14 protein-coding genes are annotated in these 17,349 nt (G+C 63.9%); all 14 read left to right on the forward strand.

Features of this window, described 5'->3' with window-relative positions; translation table 11 throughout:
- Positions 1 to 385: 385 nt before the first annotated feature.
- The gene (gene gyrA, locus ACYVNQ_RS28235) at positions 386 to 3,049 is read left to right on the forward strand and encodes a DNA gyrase subunit A (protein WP_460907060.1); all 2,664 of its coding nucleotides are present in this window, start codon (positions 386 to 388) and stop codon (positions 3,047 to 3,049) included.
- Positions 3,050 to 3,170: 121 nt separating this feature from the next.
- Entirely contained in the window at positions 3,171 to 3,785 is a 615-nt protein-coding gene (locus ACYVNQ_RS28240; RefSeq protein ID WP_460907062.1) for a DUF2059 domain-containing protein, read from the forward strand.
- 169 nt (positions 3,786 to 3,954) lie between these two features.
- On the forward strand, positions 3,955 to 5,037 hold the full coding sequence (serC, locus tag ACYVNQ_RS28245) for a 3-phosphoserine/phosphohydroxythreonine transaminase (RefSeq protein WP_460907064.1): 1,083 nt from the start codon (positions 3,955 to 3,957) through the stop codon (positions 5,035 to 5,037).
- 110 nt (positions 5,038 to 5,147) lie between these two features.
- Positions 5,148 to 6,230, forward strand: a complete 1,083-nt coding sequence (gene pheA / locus ACYVNQ_RS28250; RefSeq protein WP_460907066.1) for a prephenate dehydratase — start codon at positions 5,148 to 5,150, stop codon at positions 6,228 to 6,230.
- Between the two features lie 173 nt (positions 6,231 to 6,403).
- Positions 6,404 to 7,513, forward strand: coding sequence for a histidinol-phosphate transaminase (gene hisC / locus ACYVNQ_RS28255; RefSeq protein ID WP_460907068.1), 1,110 nt, complete (start codon positions 6,404 to 6,406; stop codon positions 7,511 to 7,513).
- 51 nt (positions 7,514 to 7,564) lie between these two features.
- Positions 7,565 to 8,512 (forward strand): prephenate dehydrogenase, encoded by a 948-nt coding sequence (locus tag ACYVNQ_RS28260; protein ID WP_460907070.1) that lies wholly within the window; start codon positions 7,565 to 7,567, stop codon positions 8,510 to 8,512.
- A 19-nt stretch (positions 8,513 to 8,531) separates the two neighbouring features.
- Positions 8,532 to 9,836, forward strand: coding sequence for a 3-phosphoshikimate 1-carboxyvinyltransferase (gene aroA / locus ACYVNQ_RS28265; protein ID WP_460907072.1), 1,305 nt, complete (start codon positions 8,532 to 8,534; stop codon positions 9,834 to 9,836).
- Between the two features lie 52 nt (positions 9,837 to 9,888).
- Complete coding sequence (gene cmk / locus ACYVNQ_RS28270) at positions 9,889 to 10,602, forward strand: (d)CMP kinase (protein WP_460907074.1); 714 nt, start codon at positions 9,889 to 9,891, stop codon at positions 10,600 to 10,602.
- A 141-nt stretch (positions 10,603 to 10,743) separates the two neighbouring features.
- Positions 10,744 to 12,474 carry a 30S ribosomal protein S1 gene (gene rpsA, locus ACYVNQ_RS28275; protein ID WP_460907076.1) on the forward strand — a complete coding sequence of 577 codons (1,731 nt, stop codon included), beginning with the start codon at positions 10,744 to 10,746 and terminating at the stop codon, positions 12,472 to 12,474.
- Positions 12,475 to 12,496: 22 nt separating this feature from the next.
- A complete protein-coding gene (locus ACYVNQ_RS28280; RefSeq protein WP_460907078.1) occupies positions 12,497 to 12,820 on the forward strand; it encodes an integration host factor subunit beta in 324 nt (107 codons plus the stop codon).
- Positions 12,821 to 13,152: 332 nt separating this feature from the next.
- Positions 13,153 to 13,446, forward strand: coding sequence for a lipopolysaccharide assembly protein LapA domain-containing protein (locus ACYVNQ_RS28285; protein ID WP_460907080.1), 294 nt, complete (start codon positions 13,153 to 13,155; stop codon positions 13,444 to 13,446).
- Positions 13,447 to 13,509: 63 nt separating this feature from the next.
- Complete coding sequence (gene lapB / locus ACYVNQ_RS28290) at positions 13,510 to 14,685, forward strand: lipopolysaccharide assembly protein LapB (RefSeq protein WP_460907082.1); 1,176 nt, start codon at positions 13,510 to 13,512, stop codon at positions 14,683 to 14,685.
- Between the two features lie 239 nt (positions 14,686 to 14,924).
- Positions 14,925 to 16,349 carry a UDP-glucose dehydrogenase family protein gene (locus tag ACYVNQ_RS28295; protein ID WP_460907084.1) on the forward strand — a complete coding sequence of 475 codons (1,425 nt, stop codon included), beginning with the start codon at positions 14,925 to 14,927 and terminating at the stop codon, positions 16,347 to 16,349.
- The gene (gene rfaE1 / locus ACYVNQ_RS28300) at positions 16,342 to 17,316 is read left to right on the forward strand and encodes a D-glycero-beta-D-manno-heptose-7-phosphate kinase (protein ID WP_460907086.1); all 975 of its coding nucleotides are present in this window, start codon (positions 16,342 to 16,344) and stop codon (positions 17,314 to 17,316) included. The genes ACYVNQ_RS28295 and rfaE1 overlap by 8 nt, the downstream gene beginning before the upstream one ends.
- The last annotated feature ends 33 nt before the right edge of the window (positions 17,317 to 17,349 follow it).

The raw sequence follows: 17,349 nt of genomic DNA on the forward strand, positions 1-17,349 counted from the left end.
CATATCGTTCCCTTCCGACGATAAAAAAATCCTTCCCCTATTTCCACCCCCTGTCGAATGTGGTGCATGCGCAACAACCGTTGCACACAGCTTGAGCGCCGCGCACACGGAGCAGAAAACGGACCCGCTAGCGCTGTAAAAATCGTCTCCAGGCGCCTTCGCGGGGCGTTCCTCTAATAGGTATACGTACGCGGCCGAGCGCGGATGCGTGGCATGGTAGAATCGCGTGATGCGCTGAAATCACAGCGCCGCCGCGGGGCACAATTTTACGGCTTTCTTACGATATGTAAACTGAGCGTAAGCTGCGCAAAAATTGCACGCCGGCTAATCAATTGCTGGCTGCCGCTCGCTCACCTGCACGTACCCGCACGTTTACGACACGCACATGGATCAATTCGCCAAAGAGACTCTGCCTATCTCCCTAGAGGAGGAAATGCGCCGCTCGTACATCGAATACGCGATGAGCGTGATCGTAGGGCGCGCACTTCCCGATGTCCGTGACGGCCTGAAGCCGGTGCATCGCCGGGTACTTTACGCGATGCACGAACTGAATAACGACTGGAACCGCGCGTATAAAAAATCGGCGCGTATCGTCGGCGACGTGATCGGTAAGTACCACCCGCACGGCGACACCGCGGTGTACGACACGATCGTGCGGATGGCGCAGCACTTTTCGCTGCGCTACATGCTGGTCGACGGGCAGGGCAATTTCGGTTCGGTCGACGGCGACAACGCCGCGGCGATGCGTTACACCGAAATCCGCATGGCGAAGATCGGCCACGAGCTGCTCGCCGACATCGACAAGGAAACCGTCGATTTCCAGCCGAACTACGACGGCAGCGAAAACGAGCCGGGCATCCTGCCGGCGCGTATCCCGAATCTTCTGATCAATGGCTCGTCGGGCATCGCGGTCGGCATGGCGACCAACATCCCGCCGCACAATCTGAATGAGATCGTCGACGCCTGTCATCACCTGCTGAAGAACCCGGACGCGACGATCGACGAGCTGATCGAAATCGTCCCGGCGCCCGACTTCCCGACCGCCGGCATTATTTATGGCGTGACCGGCGTGCGCGATGGCTATCGCACCGGCCGCGGCCGTCTGGTGATGCGCGCGCTGACGCACTTCGAAGAAATCGATCGCGGCCAGCGCATGGCGATCATCGTCGACGAGCTGCCATATCAGGTGAACAAGCGTTCGCTGCTCGAGCGCATCGCGGAGCTGGTCAACGAGAAAAAGCTGGAAGGCATTTCCGATATCCGCGACGAATCCGACAAGAGCGGTATGCGCGTCGTGATCGAGCTGAAGCGCGGCGAAGTGCCCGAGGTGATTCTCAACAATCTATATAAGGCGACGCAGCTGCAGGACACGTTCGGCATGAACATGGTCGCGCTGGTCGACGGCCAGCCGAAGCTGCTGAACCTGAAGGAAATGCTGTTCCATTTCCTCGCGCACCGTCGCGAAGTGCTGACGCGGCGCACGATCTACGAACTGCGCAAGGCGCGCGAGCGCGGCCACGTGCTCGAAGGTCTGGCCGTCGCGCTCGCGAATATCGACGAATTCATCAGCATCATCAAGGCCGCGCCGACGCCGCCGATCGCCAAGCAGGAGTTGATGGCCCGTTCATGGGATTCGTCGCTCGTGCGCGAAATGCTGCAGCGTGCGGAAACCGAGAATTCGACCGTGGGCGGCCGCGAAGCGTACCGGCCGGAAGGTCTGGCCGCTGCGTTCGGCATGCAGGGCGATGGCCTGTACCGGCTGTCGGACACGCAGGCTCAGGAAATCCTGCAGATGCGTCTGCAACGCCTGACCGGTCTCGAGCAGGACAAGATCATCGGCGAGTACCGCGAGGTGATGGCGCAGATCGCCGATCTGCTCGACATTCTCGCGAAGCCCGAACGCATTGCTGCGATCATCACCGACGAACTCACCGCGATCAAGAGCGAATTTGGCGACAAACGCCGCTCGAAGATCGAGATGAACGCAACCGAGCTGAACACCGAAGACCTGATCACGCCGCAGGACATGGTGGTCACGATGTCGCACACCGGTTACGTGAAATCGCAGCCGTTGTCGGAATATCGCGCCCAGAAGCGCGGAGGTCGCGGCAAACAGGCGACGTCGATGAAGGAAGACGACTGGATCGACACGCTCTTCATCGCCAACACGCACGACCACATCCTGTGCTTCTCGAATCGCGGCCGGGTCTACTGGGTGAAGGTGTACGAGGTGCCGCAAGGCTCGCGCAATTCGCGCGGCCGGCCGATCGTCAACATGTTCCCGCTGCAGGACGGCGAAAAGATTACCGTGGTGCTGCCGGTCAAGGGCTTCACGGAAGACAAATACGTATTCATGGCCACCGCGCTCGGCACCGTCAAGAAGACGCCGCTCGAGCAGTTCAGCCGGCCGCTGCGCAAGGGCATCATCGCGGTCGGTCTGGATGACGGCGATTACCTGATCGGCGTCGCGATCACCGATGGCCAGCACGACGTGATGCTGTTCTCCGATTCGGGCAAGGCGGTGCGCTTCGACGAAAACGACGTCCGCCCGATGGGCCGCGAAGCGCGCGGCGTGCGCGGCATGCAGCTCGAAGACGGCCAGCGGGTGATCGCGATGCTGGTGGCCGGCGACGAGCAGCAGTCGGTACTGACGGCAACCGAAAACGGCTACGGCAAGCGCACCCCGATCTCCGAATACACGCGTCATGGGCGCGGTACAAAGGGCATGATCGCGATCCAGACCTCCGAGCGCAACGGCAAGGTTGTCGCCGCAACGCTGGTCGATCAGGAAGCGCAGATCATGCTGATCACCGATACCGGCGTGCTGATCCGCACCCGGGTGTCGGAGATTCGCGAAATGGGGCGCGCCACGCAAGGTGTTACACTCATCAGCCTTGATGAAGGCACCAAGCTTTCCGGTCTGCAGCATATTGCCGAAGCGGAAGCCGACGTAGACGGCGAAGCCGAGGGTCCGGCCGAAACCGGCACCGGCGGGGATGATGAAACGCCTGACGGCGGTGTCAACGGCGACGGCGGCGAAAACGCCTGAATCGCGTCGATGCTTTTCAAGTAACGAGTCAAGCCGCGTGACGCGCATCCAGGGCATCGGAAGATGCCGGTGCGCGAGCAGTGCGGCAAGCGTTTGGACTAATTTCTCTTAGGGAGTAGTGATGCAAAAACGATTCAAACTGTGGATGTTGCTGGCCGCGTTCGTGCCGACCTTCGCGATGGCTCAGGCACTGCAGAGCCAGGATCCGAATGCGGCCCCGGCGGCTGTGACGTCCCCGGCTCCGGTGGATCCGGCCAAGCAGGCCGCGATCAAGGACCTGCTCGACGCGATCGACGCGCAGAAGCTGGTCGGCGCGATCGGCAACAGCGCGCAGATGCAAGCCAAGCAGCTGGTGCCGGCCATCCTGTCGGACGCGCTGTCGGAAAACAAGTCGCTGAACGACAAGCAGAAGCAGGCTTCGGTGCCGGCGCTGCAAAAGAACGCTGTGCCGAAGCTGGTTGACTCGGCAGGTCAGGTGTTCGCTACCGATTCGTTCCGCCAGGACGCGATGCAAGCTCAGTACGACGCGTACGCGAAGTACTACAGCATCGGCGAAATCAAGGATCTGACGGCGTTCTACCGCAGCCAGACCGGCAAGAAATTCATCGCCGTGCAAGATCAGGTGGGCCGCGACGTGGTCAACGGTCTGATGCAGAAGTACATGCCGCAATCGATCAAGGCAACGCGCGATCAGGCGGACAAGGAAGTCGCTTCGGTCAAGCCGGCAGCCAAGTAAGCTTGCTGTCGACGCGCCGACGGGCATCCGCGTAGCGGGTTCCGGGCGGCGATGCGATAATGGCCGTTTGCGCGAGCGCGCAGACGGCCGTTTTGTTTTTGGGCGTTTTCTTTTCTGGGCGCGAATCCGGTCTTTTGCCCATCGCGCGCCTGTTTCCGGGATCCTCTCGATGCGCGTGTTCAATTTCTCCGCCGGCCCCGCGGCGCTACCCGAAGAAGTGCTGCGCCAGGCAGCCGACGAAATGCTCGACTGGCGCGGTAGCGGCATGAGCGTGATGGAGATGAGCCACCGCGGCAAAGAGTTCATGTCGATCCACGAAGAAGCGCTGCTGGATCTGCGCGAGCTGCTGGCGGTGCCGGCGAGCCACCAGATCCTGTTTCTGCAGGGCGGCGGCCTCGGCGAAAACGCGATCGTGCCGCTGAACCTGTTCGGCACGAAGCCGCGCGCGGATTTCATCATCACCGGTTCGTGGTCGCAAAAGTCGCTCAACGAAGCGAAGAAGTACGGCAGCGTGCATATCGCCGCGAGCGGCCAGACCGCAGACGGCTTCACGCGTTCGCCGGCGCGTGCCGAATGGCAGCTGTCGGCTGACCCGGCTTACGTGCATCTGTGCACGAACGAGACGATCCACGGCGTCGAGACCTTCGAGATTCCCGATCTGGGCGACATTGCGCTGGTGGCGGACGCGTCGTCGCACATCCTGTCGCGTCCGATGGACATCGCGAAGTACGGCGTGCTGTACGGCGGCGCGCAGAAGAACATCGGCATGGCGGGTGTCACGGTCGTGGTGGTGCGCGAGGATCTGCTGGACCACGCGATGCCGGTCTGCCCGTCGGCGTTCGAATGGAAGACGGTCGCGCTGAACAACTCGATGTACAACACGCCGCCCACCTACGCGATCTACATCGCCGGGCTCGTGTTCAAATGGCTGAAAAAGCAGGGCGGCCTTGCCGCGATCGAGGCGCGCAACGTCGAGAAAGCGACGCTGCTGTACGACACGATCGATGCCAGCAGCTTTTATCTGAACAAGGTCGAGCGCGGCGTGCGCTCGCGGATGAACGTACCGTTCTTCCTCGCCGACGAAGCGCGCAACGAAGATTTTCTGGCCGGCGCGAAGGCGCGCGGGCTGGTGCAGCTGAAGGGCCACAAGTCCGTCGGCGGCATGCGGGCGTCGATCTACAACGCGGTGCCACTCGAAGGCGTCAAGGCGCTGGTCGAGTACATGAAGGAATTCGAACGGCGCAGCGCCTGAGCGGAGCAAGATCCGCTCGGGGGCGCGCTTCTTTTGACGCGCATTTTGCCAGGCACGCTACGGTGTGGTGTGCAGCGCATCTGCCCATCAAGCCGTTGCAAGTCACAAGCATGGACGACGAACTCAACTCACGACTCAAACCGCTGCGCGAAAAGATCGATGTGATCGATACGCAGCTGATCGCGCTGCTCAACCAGCGGGCTGCCGTTGCGCTCGAAGTGGGCGAGGTCAAGAAGCATTTCAACGCGCCGGTGTTTCGCCCGGAGCGCGAGCAGCAGGTCATCGCGCGGCTGCAGGAAATGAGCGACGGGCCGCTCGCGGACGACCATATCAGCGCGATCTGGCGCGAGATCATGGCCGCGAGCCGTGCGCTCGAACAGGATATCCACGTCGCGTTTCTCGGGCCGGCCGGCACGTATAGCGAGCAGGCGATGCACGAATACTTCGGCCAGTCGGTCGAAGGGCTCGCGTGCGCGTCGATCGACGAAGTGTTCCGTTCGGTCGAAGCGGGCGCGGCCGAGTTCGGCGTGGTGCCGATCGAGAATTCCAGCGAAGGCGCGGTGTCGCGCACGCTCGATCTGCTGCTGCAAACGCAGTTGCTGATCGGCGGAGAGCTGGCGCTGCCGATCCACCACAATCTGCTCGCGCAAAGCGGCGATCTCGCCGGCGTCAAGCGCGTATGCGCGCATGCGCAGGCGCTTGCGCAATGCCAGCATTGGCTGTCGGCGAACGCGCCGCACCTCGAGCGCCAGGCGGTCTCGAGCAATGCTGAAGCCGCGCGCATGGCGGCGGAAGATCCCAGCATCGCCGCGATTGCCGGCGACCGTGCCGCCACGCAGTACGGCCTGCAGATCGTGTCCGCGCTAATCCAGGACGATCCGCACAACCGAACCCGTTTCGTGATGATCGGCAAGCAGCCGACCGGCGCGAGCGGCTACGACAAGACGTCGCTGATCGTATCGGTGGCCAACGAGCCGGGCGCGATGTTCAAGCTGCTCGAACCGCTCGCGCGCCACGGCGTATCGATGACGCGTTTCGAGTCGCGTCCGGCGCGCGTCGGCACGTGGGAGTACTACTTTTACATCGATGTCGAAGGCCACCGCGACGAGCCGCACGTGGCGGCCGCGCTGGCGGAGCTGGGGCAGAAAGCCGCGTTGCTGAAGATTCTCGGCTCGTATCCGCGTGCGCGATAAGCGGGCGGGGTGCGCGCGCACCCGCCAGCCGGATGCACAATGCGTGCCGCGTCTGTTGCTATCTGACGCATCCTGCATTGCTCGCTGCTGCCGCCGATAGCGGCGCCGGGTAGCAGCACCGTCGCGCAGCCCAACATAGACACATCCAACAGATCGTCGATCCGGAGTTACACATGACTACCTACGGTCCTTCCTACGTACGCGCAATTGCGCCCTATGTCGCCGGCAAGCCGATTTCCGAAGTGGCGCGCGAGTTCGGTCTCGACGAAGCACGCATCGTGAAGCTCGCGTCGAACGAGAATCCGCTTGGCATGCCCGAGTCCGCGCAGCGCGCGATGGCGCAGGCCGCGAGCGAACTCGGCCGCTATCCCGATTCGAACGCATTCGAACTAAAGGCCACGCTGGCCGCGCTCTACGGCGTGCCGCCCGAGTGGGTCACGCTCGGCAACGGCAGCAACGACATTCTTGAGATGGCCGCCCATGCGTTCGTCGAGAAGACGCAGTCGGTGGTCTACGCGCAGTACTCGTTCGCGGTGTACGCACTCGCCACGCAAGGCCTCGGCGCGCGCGCGATCGTGGTGCCGGCAGTGCAGTACGGCCACGATCTCGACGCGATGCTGGCCGCGATCGCCGACGACACCCGTCTCGTGTTCATCGCCAACCCGAACAACCCGACCGGCACCTTCATCGATGGCCCGACGCTCGACGCGTTCCTCGCGAAAGTGCCGAGCCACGTGGTGGTCGTGCTGGACGAGGCCTACACCGAATACCTGAGGCCAGAGCACCGTTACGACTCGATCGAATGGGTGCGCCGCTATCCGAACCTGCTGGTGTCGCGGACCTTGTCGAAGGCCTACGGTCTGGCCGGATTGCGCGTCGGTTTCTCGATCGCGCAGCCGCATCTGACCGATCTGCTGAACCGTCTGCGTCAGCCGTTCAACGTGAACACGCTGGCGCAGGCCGCCGCGGTGGCCGCGCTGAACGACAAGGCGTTTCTGGAGAAGAGCGCGCAGCTCAATGCGCAAGGCTATCGCCGCCTGACCGAGGCGTTCGACAAGCTCGGCCTCGAATACGTGCCGTCGTACGGCAACTTCGTGCTGGTGCGCGTCGGCAACGACGACGACGCCGGCAATCGCGTCAATCTCGGGCTGCTGAAGCAGGGCGTGATCGTGCGTCCGGTCGGCGGTTATGGTTTGCCGCAGTGGCTGCGCGTGTCGATCGGCTTGCCCGAAGAAAACGACGCATTCCTCGCGGCGCTCGAAAAGACGCTTGCAGCCGTCTGAGCGCCTCACATCGACTCGCGTGCCGGAACCAGACCTGCCGGCGCGCCCTTAATGCGATTTCACGTGGCTGCGTTCTCTTTTGAAAAACTGGTGATTTTCGGCGTCGGGCTGATCGGCGGCTCGCTCGCGCGCGCGTTGCGTGAGCGCGGCGCGGCGGCGGGCGCGCGCAAGGTGATCGGCGTCGGCCGTTCGCCGCAGTCGTGCGCGCGGGCCCTCGAGCTCGGCGTGATCGACGGCGCGGCCACGCTCGACGACGACGCAGCGCTGGCCGCGGCGCTCGAAGGTGCCGATTTCGTGCTGCTCGCGGCGCCGGTCGCGCAGACCCAGCCGTTGCTCGAGCGCATCGTGCCGTTCCTCGGCGCGGCGACGCTCGTCACCGACGCCGGCAGCACCAAGTCGGATGTCGTTGCGGCGGCGCGCGCGGCGCTCGGCGAACGGATCGGCCAGTTCGTGCCGGGGCATCCGATCGCCGGCCGCGAAGCGAGCGGCGTCGATGCGGCCTTGCCGGATCTTTATGTCGACCGTAACGTGATCCTGTGTCCGCTGCCGGAGAATTCGCCGGCCGCGGTGGCGCGGGTAGCCGACCTGTGGCGCGCGGCCGGCGCGCGGGTGCATGAGATGGCCACGCCGCAGCACGATCGCGTGCTCGCGTCGGTCAGTCATCTGCCGCACGTGCTGGCGTTCGCCTACATCGAACAGATCATCCGCACACCTGATGCCGCGCTGCGCTTCGGGTTCGCGGCGGGCGGTTTCCGCGATTTCACGCGGATCGCGGCGTCGAGCCCGGAAATGTGGCGCGACATCTGCGTCGCGAACCGCGCGGCCTTGCTCGAAGAACTCGACGGCTATACGGCGGTGCTCGCACAATTGCGGCAAGCGATCGAAACGGGCGACGGCGCCGCGCTCGAAGCGGTGTTCGCCCGCTCGCGCGCTGCGCGCAGCGACTGGCAGGCGCACGCGGCGCCCCCCGGCCCGGCAGGCACCGAGCCGGCGAAATAACAGCAAACCTGGACCCCTCATGGACTACCTCGATCTCGGACCTTTCTCCCGTGCGTCCGGCACGGTTCGTTTGCCCGGCTCGAAGAGCATTTCGAACCGTGTGTTGCTGCTGGCCGCGCTGGCCGAGGGCGAGACGACGATCACGAACCTGCTCGATTCCGACGACACGCGCGTGATGCTCGCCGCGCTCGAAAAGCTCGGCGTGAAGCTGCAGCGCGACGGCGACACCTGCGTGGTGGCCGGCACCCGCGGCGCGTTTACCGCGAAAACCGCCGACCTGTTTCTCGGCAATGCCGGTACCGCGGTGCGCCCGCTGACGGCGGCGCTCGCGGTCAACGGCGGCAACTACCGCGTGCACGGCGTGCCGCGCATGCACGAGCGGCCGATCGGCGACCTCGTCGACGGGCTGCGGCAAATCGGCGCGCAGATCGACTACGAGGAAAACGACGGTTATCCGCCGTTGCGCATCCGCTCGGCGCCGATCAAGGTCGACGGGCCGATCCGCGTGCGTGGCGACGTGTCGAGCCAGTTCCTCACCGCGCTGCTGATGACGCTGCCGCTGGTGCGTACCGACAGCGGCGTGACGGTCATCGAAGTGGATGGCGAGCTGATCTCGAAGCCGTATATCGAAATTACGATCAAGCTGATGGCGCGCTTCGGCATCGAGGTGAAGCGCGACGAATGGCACCGCTTCACGGTGCCGGCTGGCGTGCGCTATCAATCGCCGGGCCGGATCATGGTGGAAGGCGATGCGTCGACGGCGTCGTACTTTCTGGCGGCGGGCGTGCTGGGCGGCGGGCCGCTGCGGGTCGAGGGCGTCGGCCGCGCCAGCATCCAGGGCGACGTCGGTTTTGCCGACGCGCTGAACCGGATGGGCGCCAACGTGCTGATGGGCGAAGACTGGATCGAAGTGCGCGGCGTGGGCCGCGACGACGGCAAGCTTGAGCCGATCGACATGGACTTCAACCTGATCCCGGACGCCGCGATGACGATCGCGGTGGCTGCGCTGTTCGCCGACGGCGCGACCACGCTGCGCAACATCGCGAGCTGGCGCGTGAAGGAAACCGACCGCCTCGCCGCGATGGCGACCGAATTGCGCAAGGTCGGCGCGACCGTCACCGAAGGCGAAGACCACCTGGTGGTGGTGCCGCCGGCAAAACTGACGCCGAACGCCGTCATCGACACCTACGACGACCACCGGATGGCGATGTGCTTCTCGCTGGTGAGTCTGGGTGGCGTGCCGGTGCGCATCAACGATCCGAAATGCGTCGCGAAGACGTTCCCCGATTACTTCGAGCGCTTTATCGCGCTCGCGCAACCCTGAGCGTGCTCGACGAGCCGCCGCCGACTGACCCGCGACTGACCCGATACATTAGATGAAACACACCCGGCCATTTCACCAGACGCCCGTCATCACGATCGACGGCCCGACTGCCTCCGGCAAAGGCACCGTGGCCGCACTGGTGGCCGCACAGCTCGGCTTCCACCTGCTCGATAGCGGCGCGCTGTATCGGCTGGCGGCGCTCGCGAGTGTGCGCTACGACATCGCGCCGGACGATGCAGAAGCTCTTTCGAAGCTGATTGGCGAACTGCACATTACGTTTCGCGAAGGGATTGCCCAACTGGATGGCGCGGACGTGTCGGCCGAAATTCGCGCCGAGGAAATCGGCAACCGGGCCTCGGCGATTGCCGTGCATGGCCCCGTGCGAACCGCGCTGGTCGCGCGCCAGCGCGCGTTCCGCAAGGAGCCGGGGCTGGTGGCCGACGGCCGCGACATGGGCACGGTGATCTTCCCGGACGCCGGCCTGAAAGTGTTTCTGACCGCGAGCGCCGAGGCACGCGCAGCCCGCCGGCATAAGCAATTGATCCAAAAAGGTTTTTCTGCTAATATGGATGACTTGCTCCGGGATTTGCGGGCGCGCGACGAGCGCGACAGTCAGCGCACAGCCGCGCCGCTCAAGCCTGCGCCGGATGCAAAGCTGCTCGATACCTCCACCTTGTCGGTCGACGAGGCCGTCGCTCAGGTGGCGCAGTGGTACGAATCGGCAGTCGCAAAGCAGCAGAATCCAGCAGTAATGCCAAAGCAGTAGAACTTTAAGCAGTGGAGTTGGTGCCCCGCATTTCCGGAAATGGCGGGGCGTGTTTGTTAACCCTTTAACCCCGTGTGGCCTTCGCCCGATTGCATATTGCCGAGTCTCGATCAGCAAGACCGGTAGCAACGCGAAACAGCCATGCAAATTCAGATTTTTATGTCCGACCTGCAAACCTCTACCCCGAATACCGAATCTTTTGCGGCTCTGTTCGAAGAGTCGTTGACCAAGCAAGACATGCGCGCCGGCGAAGTGATCTCCGCCGAAGTCGTGCGTGTCGACCACAACTTCGTGGTCGTCAACGCTGGTCTCAAGTCCGAAGCCTACATCCCGCTCGAAGAGTTCCTGAATGACGCGGGCGAGGTAGAAGTGCAGGCGGGCGACTTCGTTTCGGTCGCGATCGACGCGCTCGAAAACGGCTATGGCGACACGATCCTGTCGCGCGACAAGGCGAAGCGCCTCGCTTCGTGGCTGTCGCTGGAAAAAGCCCTCGACAACAACGAACTCGTTACCGGCACCATCACCGGCAAGGTGAAGGGCGGCATGACCGTGATGGTCAACGGCATCCGCGCGTTCCTGCCGGGTTCGCTGGTCGACACGCGTCCGGTCAAGGACACGACCCCGTACGAAGGCAAGACGCTCGAATTCCGCGTCATCAAGCTCGACCGCAAGCGTAACAACGTCGTGCTGTCGCGCCGCGCAGTGATCGAAGCCACGCAAGGCGAAGAGCGCGCCAAGCTGCTCGAAACGCTGAAGGAAGGCGCGATCGTCGAAGGCGTGGTGAAGAACATCACCGATTACGGCGCGTTCGTGGACCTCGGCGGTATCGACGGCCTGCTGCACATCACCGACATCGCATGGCGTCGTGTGCGTCACCCGAGCGAAGTGCTGTCGGTTGGCCAGGAAGTCACCGCGAAGATCCTCAAGTTCGATCAAGAGAAGAACCGCGTTTCGCTCGGTATCAAGCAACTGGGCGACGATCCGTGGGAAGGCATCTCGCGCCGTTACCCGTCGGGCACGCGTCTGTTCGGCAAGGTCACCAACATCACCGACTACGGCGCATTCGTCGAAGTGGAATCGGGCATCGAAGGCCTCGTCCACGTGTCGGAAATGGACTGGACCAACAAGAACGTTGCACCGTCGAAGGTTGTGCAGCTGGGCGACGAAGTCGAAGTCATGGTTCTCGAAATCGACGAAGACCGCCGCCGTATCTCGCTCGGCATGAAGCAGTGCAAGCCGAATCCGTGGGATGACTTCAGCCGCAACTTCAAGAAGGGCGACAAGATCCAGGGCGCAATCAAGTCGATCACCGACTTCGGCGTGTTCATCGGTCTGCCGGGCGGCATCGACGGTCTGGTTCACCTGTCGGACCTGTCGTGGAGCGAAACCGGCGAAGAAGCCGTGCGCAAGTACAAGAAGGGCGACGAAGTGGAAGCGGTCGTGCTCGGCATCGACGTCGAGAAGGAACGCATTTCGCTGGGCATCAAGCAGCTCGAAGGCGACCCGTTCAGCAACTTCGTTGCGATGAACGACAAGGGTTCGACCGTCGACGGCGTGGTGAAGGCCGTGGATGCGAAGGGCGCGGTAGTTACGCTCAGCGCGGAAGTCGAAGGCTACCTGCGTGCTTCGGAAATCGCACAAGACCGCGTCGAAGATGCTCGCAACGTGCTGAAGGAAGGCGACAAGGTCAATGCGATGATCATCAACATCGACCGCAAGTCGCGCGGCATCAACCTGTCGATCAAGGCGAAGGATTCGGCCGAACAACAGGAAGCGATGCGCGGCCTGGCGTCCGATACCAACGCGGCAGCAAGCGGCACGACGAACCTGGGCGCGCTGCTGAAGGCCAAGCTCGACGGCCAGAACCAGTAAGTCCTGAGAGGTCTGCTGCAGAATGACCAAATCGGAATTGGTCGCCCAGCTGGCTACGCGATTTCCGCAGCTTGTTTTGAAAGATGCGGATTTCGCGGTGAAGACGATGCTCGATGCGATGTCGGAGGCGCTTGCCAACGGCCATCGCATCGAAATTCGCGGCTTCGGCAGCTTCGGCCTGAATCGCCGTCCATCGCGCGTTGGGCGCAATCCCAAGTCGGGTGAAAAGGTGCTGGTACCTGAGAAGTACGTACCGCACTTCAAGCCGGGCAAGGAGTTGCGCGAGCGCGTCGACCGGCGGGCAGGCGAGCCGCTGAAAGACGATACGCCGGACGAGGACCAGTAGAAATACCGTGTGCCGTGTGCGTCGTCTGATGCGCGCGGCGCCGTCGGCTCCTCCGGCTCGTCGGCCGGCAGCAAAGCCAGGCAGTACGGCAAAGACCAGAAAAAGCGCCTCGAGGCGCTTTTTTTTCGTCCGTGTTTCGGCGGCGCTGGCGTTCCGGCTTTCGCCGGCGGCGGCACGGGCCCGGCGATGTGCCGTTGCATCGCCGCACGAGCGTGCGCTCACCACCGAGGGCTTCCATTACAATACGGGTCACTTCGGCGCGGGCAAACACCGTGGCGCGACGCGTCATCAGGCCGGCGTCGTCCCTGCAACCGCCGTCAAGAGACTTATCAATGAAATTTATCGTCTGGTTGGTCCGCGTGTTGGTGTTCGTGCTGCTGCTGGTGCTCGCACTGTCCAATACGCAAAACGCCACGCTGAATTTCCTCGCCGGTTATGCATGGCAGGCGCCGTTGATCCTGATCGGCCTCGCGTTCTTCGTGGTCGGTTTGCTGGCCGGGCTGGTGTCGGCCTTGCCTGGCGTGTTTCGCATGCGGCTCGAAAACGGCCGCCTGAAGCGCGAACTGCGCACCGCGCGCGAGACGCCGGTGCCGGTCGAAGAACCGCCGATGCCGCCGCTCATTTAAGCCCCTTTCACGCCGTGCGCGCAGTCGCGTGCGGCTCATGTCCACGTCTTTCCGCTCACACGCATGGATCTCGATTTCTGGTGGCTGCTGGTCATACCCGTCGCGTTTGCGTTCGGCTGGGTGGCTGCGCGCTACGACCTGAAGGCGCTGCTTTCGGAAAGCTCCAACCTGCCGCGCTCCTATTTTCGCGGCCTCAATTTCCTGCTGAACGAGCAGCCCGACCAGGCAATCGACGCGTTTATCGAAGTCGTCAAGCTCGATCCGGAAACCATCGAACTGCACTTCGCGCTTGGCAATCTGTTCCGGCGCCGCGGCGAAACCGATCGCGCGATCCGCGTGCATCAGAATCTGCTGAGCCGTTCCGATCTGCCGGTCAAGGAGCGGGATCACGCGCTGTATGAGCTGGGCCAGGATTTTCTGAAGGCCGGTTTGCTCGATCGCGCCGAAGAAACCTTCCGCATGCTGCAAAGCGGCGATCACGCGCTTGGCGCGCAGCGCGCCCTGCAGACGATCTACGAGATCGAAAAAGACTGGCTCAAGTCGATCGATACCGCGCGACAGCTCGAAACGATGGGCGCCGAGCCGCTCGGCCGGGAGATTGCGCAATTCCATTGCGAGCTCGCGCAGGAAGCGCTGCAGCAGAAAAATCCGCAGGAGGCGCATCGCCAGCTCGATCTCGCGCTGCATGCGAACCCGCAGAACGTGCGCGCGACGATCCTGTACGGCGACGTCGATGCGGCCGCCGGCGAGTATGACAAGGCGATCGCGCATTGGCGGCGCGTCGAGGAGCAGAACTCCGCGTATCTGCCGCTGGTTGCGGAAAAGCTGATGAAGGCATACGAAGCGCTCGGCCGCCAGGAAGACGGCGCCGACCTGCTGACGCAATGGGTCGACCGCTACCCGTCGAACGATCTGCTCGACGTCGCTTATCAGCACGTCGCCGCGCTGCGTGGCCTCGACTCCGCCCATGCGCTGGCGCGCGCGCAGATGCAGAAGTCGCCGAATCTGGCCGGCATGACGCGCCTGCTCGAAGCGCAGCAGGCTACCGCCGAGGAGCCGCGCCGCAGCGAACTGGAACTGATGCGCACGCTGATCCGCCAGCGCACCAAGAATCTGCCGCGGTATACGTGCCAGAATTGCGGTTTCCGCGCGCGTCTTTTCTACTGGCAGTGCCCGGGCTGTAGCGGTTGGGAAACCTATGCGCCGCGCCGCGTCGAGCCGATAGCTGGCGCAAGCTGAGCGTCGGCGCGTGGCGACCGGATGCTGCAGCAGAATGCGGCACCGATGCGGCAACCAAACGTAAAGACAGCAACGCATTGACGCAGCGAACCGGTCGAGCAGCAACGCGATTACAGCGAACCCCGCGTCCGCATGACGGCGCCGCATGACAAATGAAACAGCGCTCCGGCACGAATCCGGAGCGCGAATACCGGCCTCACCTACCGGACCTAACTACCGGACCAACTACCGGAAAGCGTATGAAAGTCACCATCATCGGCACGGGTTACGTCGGTCTCGTTACCGGCGCGTGCCTCGCGGAAATCGGCAACGACGTGTTTTGCCTCGACGTCGACCCGCGCAAGATCGACATCCTGAATAGCGGCGGCGTGCCGATTCACGAACCCGGCCTGCAGGAGATCATTGCGCGCACGCGCGCGGCGGGCCGCATCACTTTTTCGACCGATATCGAAGCCAGCGTGCGTCATGGCGACATCCAGTTCATCGCCGTCGGCACGCCGCCCGACGAGGACGGCTCCGCGGATCTGCAATATGTGCTCGAGGCGGCGCGCAACATCGGCCGCTATATGGACGGCTTCAAGGTGATCGTCGACAAATCGACGGTGCCGGTGGGCACGGCCGCGCGCGTACGCGACGTGATCGCCGAGCAGCTCGCCGCGCGCGGGCGCGCCGGCAGCCTGGAACAGGCGTTTTCGGTCGTGTCGAACCCCGAGTTCCTGAAAGAAGGCGCCGCGGTCGAAGACTTCATGCGCCCGGACCGCATCGTGATCGGCAGCGACGAGGACGTGCCCGGCGAAAAGGCACGCGAACTGATGAAGCGCCTGTACGCGCCGTTCAACCGCAATCACGAGCGCACGATGTACATGGATGTGCGTTCGGCGGAGTTCACCAAATATGCGGCCAACGCGATGCTCGCCACGCGCATCTCGTTCATGAACGAGATGGCGAACCTGGCCGAACGCGTCGGCGCGGACATCGACGCGGTGCGCCGCGGCATCGGCTCGGATCCGCGCATTGGCTACCACTTCCTGTATGCAGGCGTCGGTTACGGCGGCTCGTGCTTTCCGAAGGACGTGCAGGCGCTGATCCGCACCGGCAGCGAGTCGGGGCACGGCCTGCGCATTCTCGAAGCGGTCGAGGAAGTGAACGATGAGCAGAAGGAAGTGCTCGTACGCAAGATCACGCAGACGCTCGGCGAAGATCTGCACGGGCGCACCTTCGCGGTCTGGGGCCTCGCCTTCAAGCCGAACACCGACGACATGCGCGAAGCGCCGAGCCGCCGCGTGATCGCGGCTTTACTCGCGCGCGGCGCGACGGTGCGCGCGTACGATCCGGTGGCGATCGACGAAGCCCGCCGCGTGTTCGCGATGGACCTGCAGGAGGCGCCCGAAGCGCGCGCGCGCCTGCATTTCGTGACGACCCAGGACGACACGCTGACCGGCGCCGACGCGCTGGTGATCGTGACCGAATGGAAGGAATTCAAGAGCCCGGATTTCGTTCATCTGAAATCGGAGTTGAAGTCGCCGCTGATTTTCGACGGCCGCAATCTGTATGAACCCGACGCGATGACCGAACTCGGCATCGACTATCATTCGATCGGCCGCCCGTACGTAAGCGGGTCGACCCAGCCAACCCAGCCAACCAACGGTGCCGGCCATGCGTGACGCGATCCCCGAAACCGCGACGCCGGTGCCCGAAGCGGGTGTAGTGCCGCGCGAACGCCTCGCCGGCGCGCGCGTGCTGGTAGTTGGCGACGTGATGCTGGACCGCTACTGGTTCGGCGACGTGAACCGCATCTCGCCGGAAGCGCCAGTGCCGGTGGTGCACGTGCAGCGCCAGGAAGACCGTCTGGGCGGCGCGGCGAACGTCGCGCGCAACGCGGCGGCGCTCGGCGCGCGGGCCGGGTTGCTGTGCGTGGTCGGCCACGACGAACCCGGCGAGCGCATCGTGCAACTGCTCGGCGACAGCGGCGTCGAAGCGCACCTCGAGCGCGACCCCGCGCTGCCGACCACCATCAAGCTGCGCGTGCTGTCGCGTCAGCAGCAACTGCTGCGCGTCGACTTCGAGAACACGCCGGCGCACGAAGCGCTGCTCGCGGGTCTCGCGCGCTTCGACGCGCTGCTGCCCGGCCACGACGTGATCCTGATGTCGGACTATGCGAAGGGCGGTCTGACGCATGTGACGAAGATGATGGAAAAGGCGCGCGCCGCGGGCAAGCCGGTGCTGGTCGATCCGAAGGGCGACGACTGGGAACGCTACCGGGGCGCCACGCTGATCACGCCGAACCGCGCCGAACTGCGCGAAGTGGTCGGCCAGTGGAAATCCGAAACCGATCTGCTCGCCCGCGTGACGAAGCTGCGCCTCGAACTCGACATCGATGCGCTGCTGCTGACGCGCTCGGAAGAGGGCATGACGCTGTTCTCGAACGACGGCGTGCTGCACGCGTCGGCGGTTGCACGCGAAGTGTATGATGTGTCGGGCGCGGGCGATACCGTGATCGCGACGCTCGCCGCGATGCTGGGCGCGGGTTTGCCTCTGGCGCAAGCGGTCTCGCTGGCCAATCGCGCAGCGGGCATCGTGGTCGGCAAGCTCGGCACCGCCACCGTCGACTACGACGAACTCTTCAACTGATGCGGGCCTGCGCCGCGAGCGCAAGCCCTGCAA

The organism is Paraburkholderia jirisanensis (genome assembly GCF_054782355.1).

Bases quoted from the DNA above. Each gene is read 5' to 3' on its own strand.
- ACYVNQ_RS28285 (WP_460907080.1), top strand. From the start codon at position 13,153: ATGAAATTTATCGTCTGGTTGGTCCGCGTGTTGGTGTTCGTGCTGCTG.
- rpsA (WP_460907076.1), top strand. From the start codon at position 10,744: ATGCAAATTCAGATTTTTATGTCCGACCTGCAAACCTCTACCCCGAAT.
- ACYVNQ_RS28260 (WP_460907070.1), top strand. From the start codon at position 7,565: ATGCGATTTCACGTGGCTGCGTTCTCTTTTGAAAAACTGGTGATTTTC.
- ACYVNQ_RS28280 (WP_460907078.1), top strand. From the start codon at position 12,497: ATGACCAAATCGGAATTGGTCGCCCAGCTGGCTACGCGATTTCCGCAG.
- serC (WP_460907064.1), top strand. From the start codon at position 3,955: ATGCGCGTGTTCAATTTCTCCGCCGGCCCCGCGGCGCTACCCGAAGAA.
- pheA (WP_460907066.1), top strand. From the start codon at position 5,148: ATGGACGACGAACTCAACTCACGACTCAAACCGCTGCGCGAAAAGATC.
- ACYVNQ_RS28240 (WP_460907062.1), top strand. From the start codon at position 3,171: ATGCAAAAACGATTCAAACTGTGGATGTTGCTGGCCGCGTTCGTGCCG.
- hisC (WP_460907068.1), top strand. From the start codon at position 6,404: ATGACTACCTACGGTCCTTCCTACGTACGCGCAATTGCGCCCTATGTC.
- cmk (WP_460907074.1), top strand. From the start codon at position 9,889: ATGAAACACACCCGGCCATTTCACCAGACGCCCGTCATCACGATCGAC.
- ACYVNQ_RS28295 (WP_460907084.1), top strand. From the start codon at position 14,925: ATGAAAGTCACCATCATCGGCACGGGTTACGTCGGTCTCGTTACCGGC.
- aroA (WP_460907072.1), top strand. From the start codon at position 8,532: ATGGACTACCTCGATCTCGGACCTTTCTCCCGTGCGTCCGGCACGGTT.
- rfaE1 (WP_460907086.1), top strand. From the start codon at position 16,342: ATGCGTGACGCGATCCCCGAAACCGCGACGCCGGTGCCCGAAGCGGGT.
- gyrA (WP_460907060.1), top strand. From the start codon at position 386: ATGGATCAATTCGCCAAAGAGACTCTGCCTATCTCCCTAGAGGAGGAA.
- lapB (WP_460907082.1), top strand. From the start codon at position 13,510: ATGGATCTCGATTTCTGGTGGCTGCTGGTCATACCCGTCGCGTTTGCG.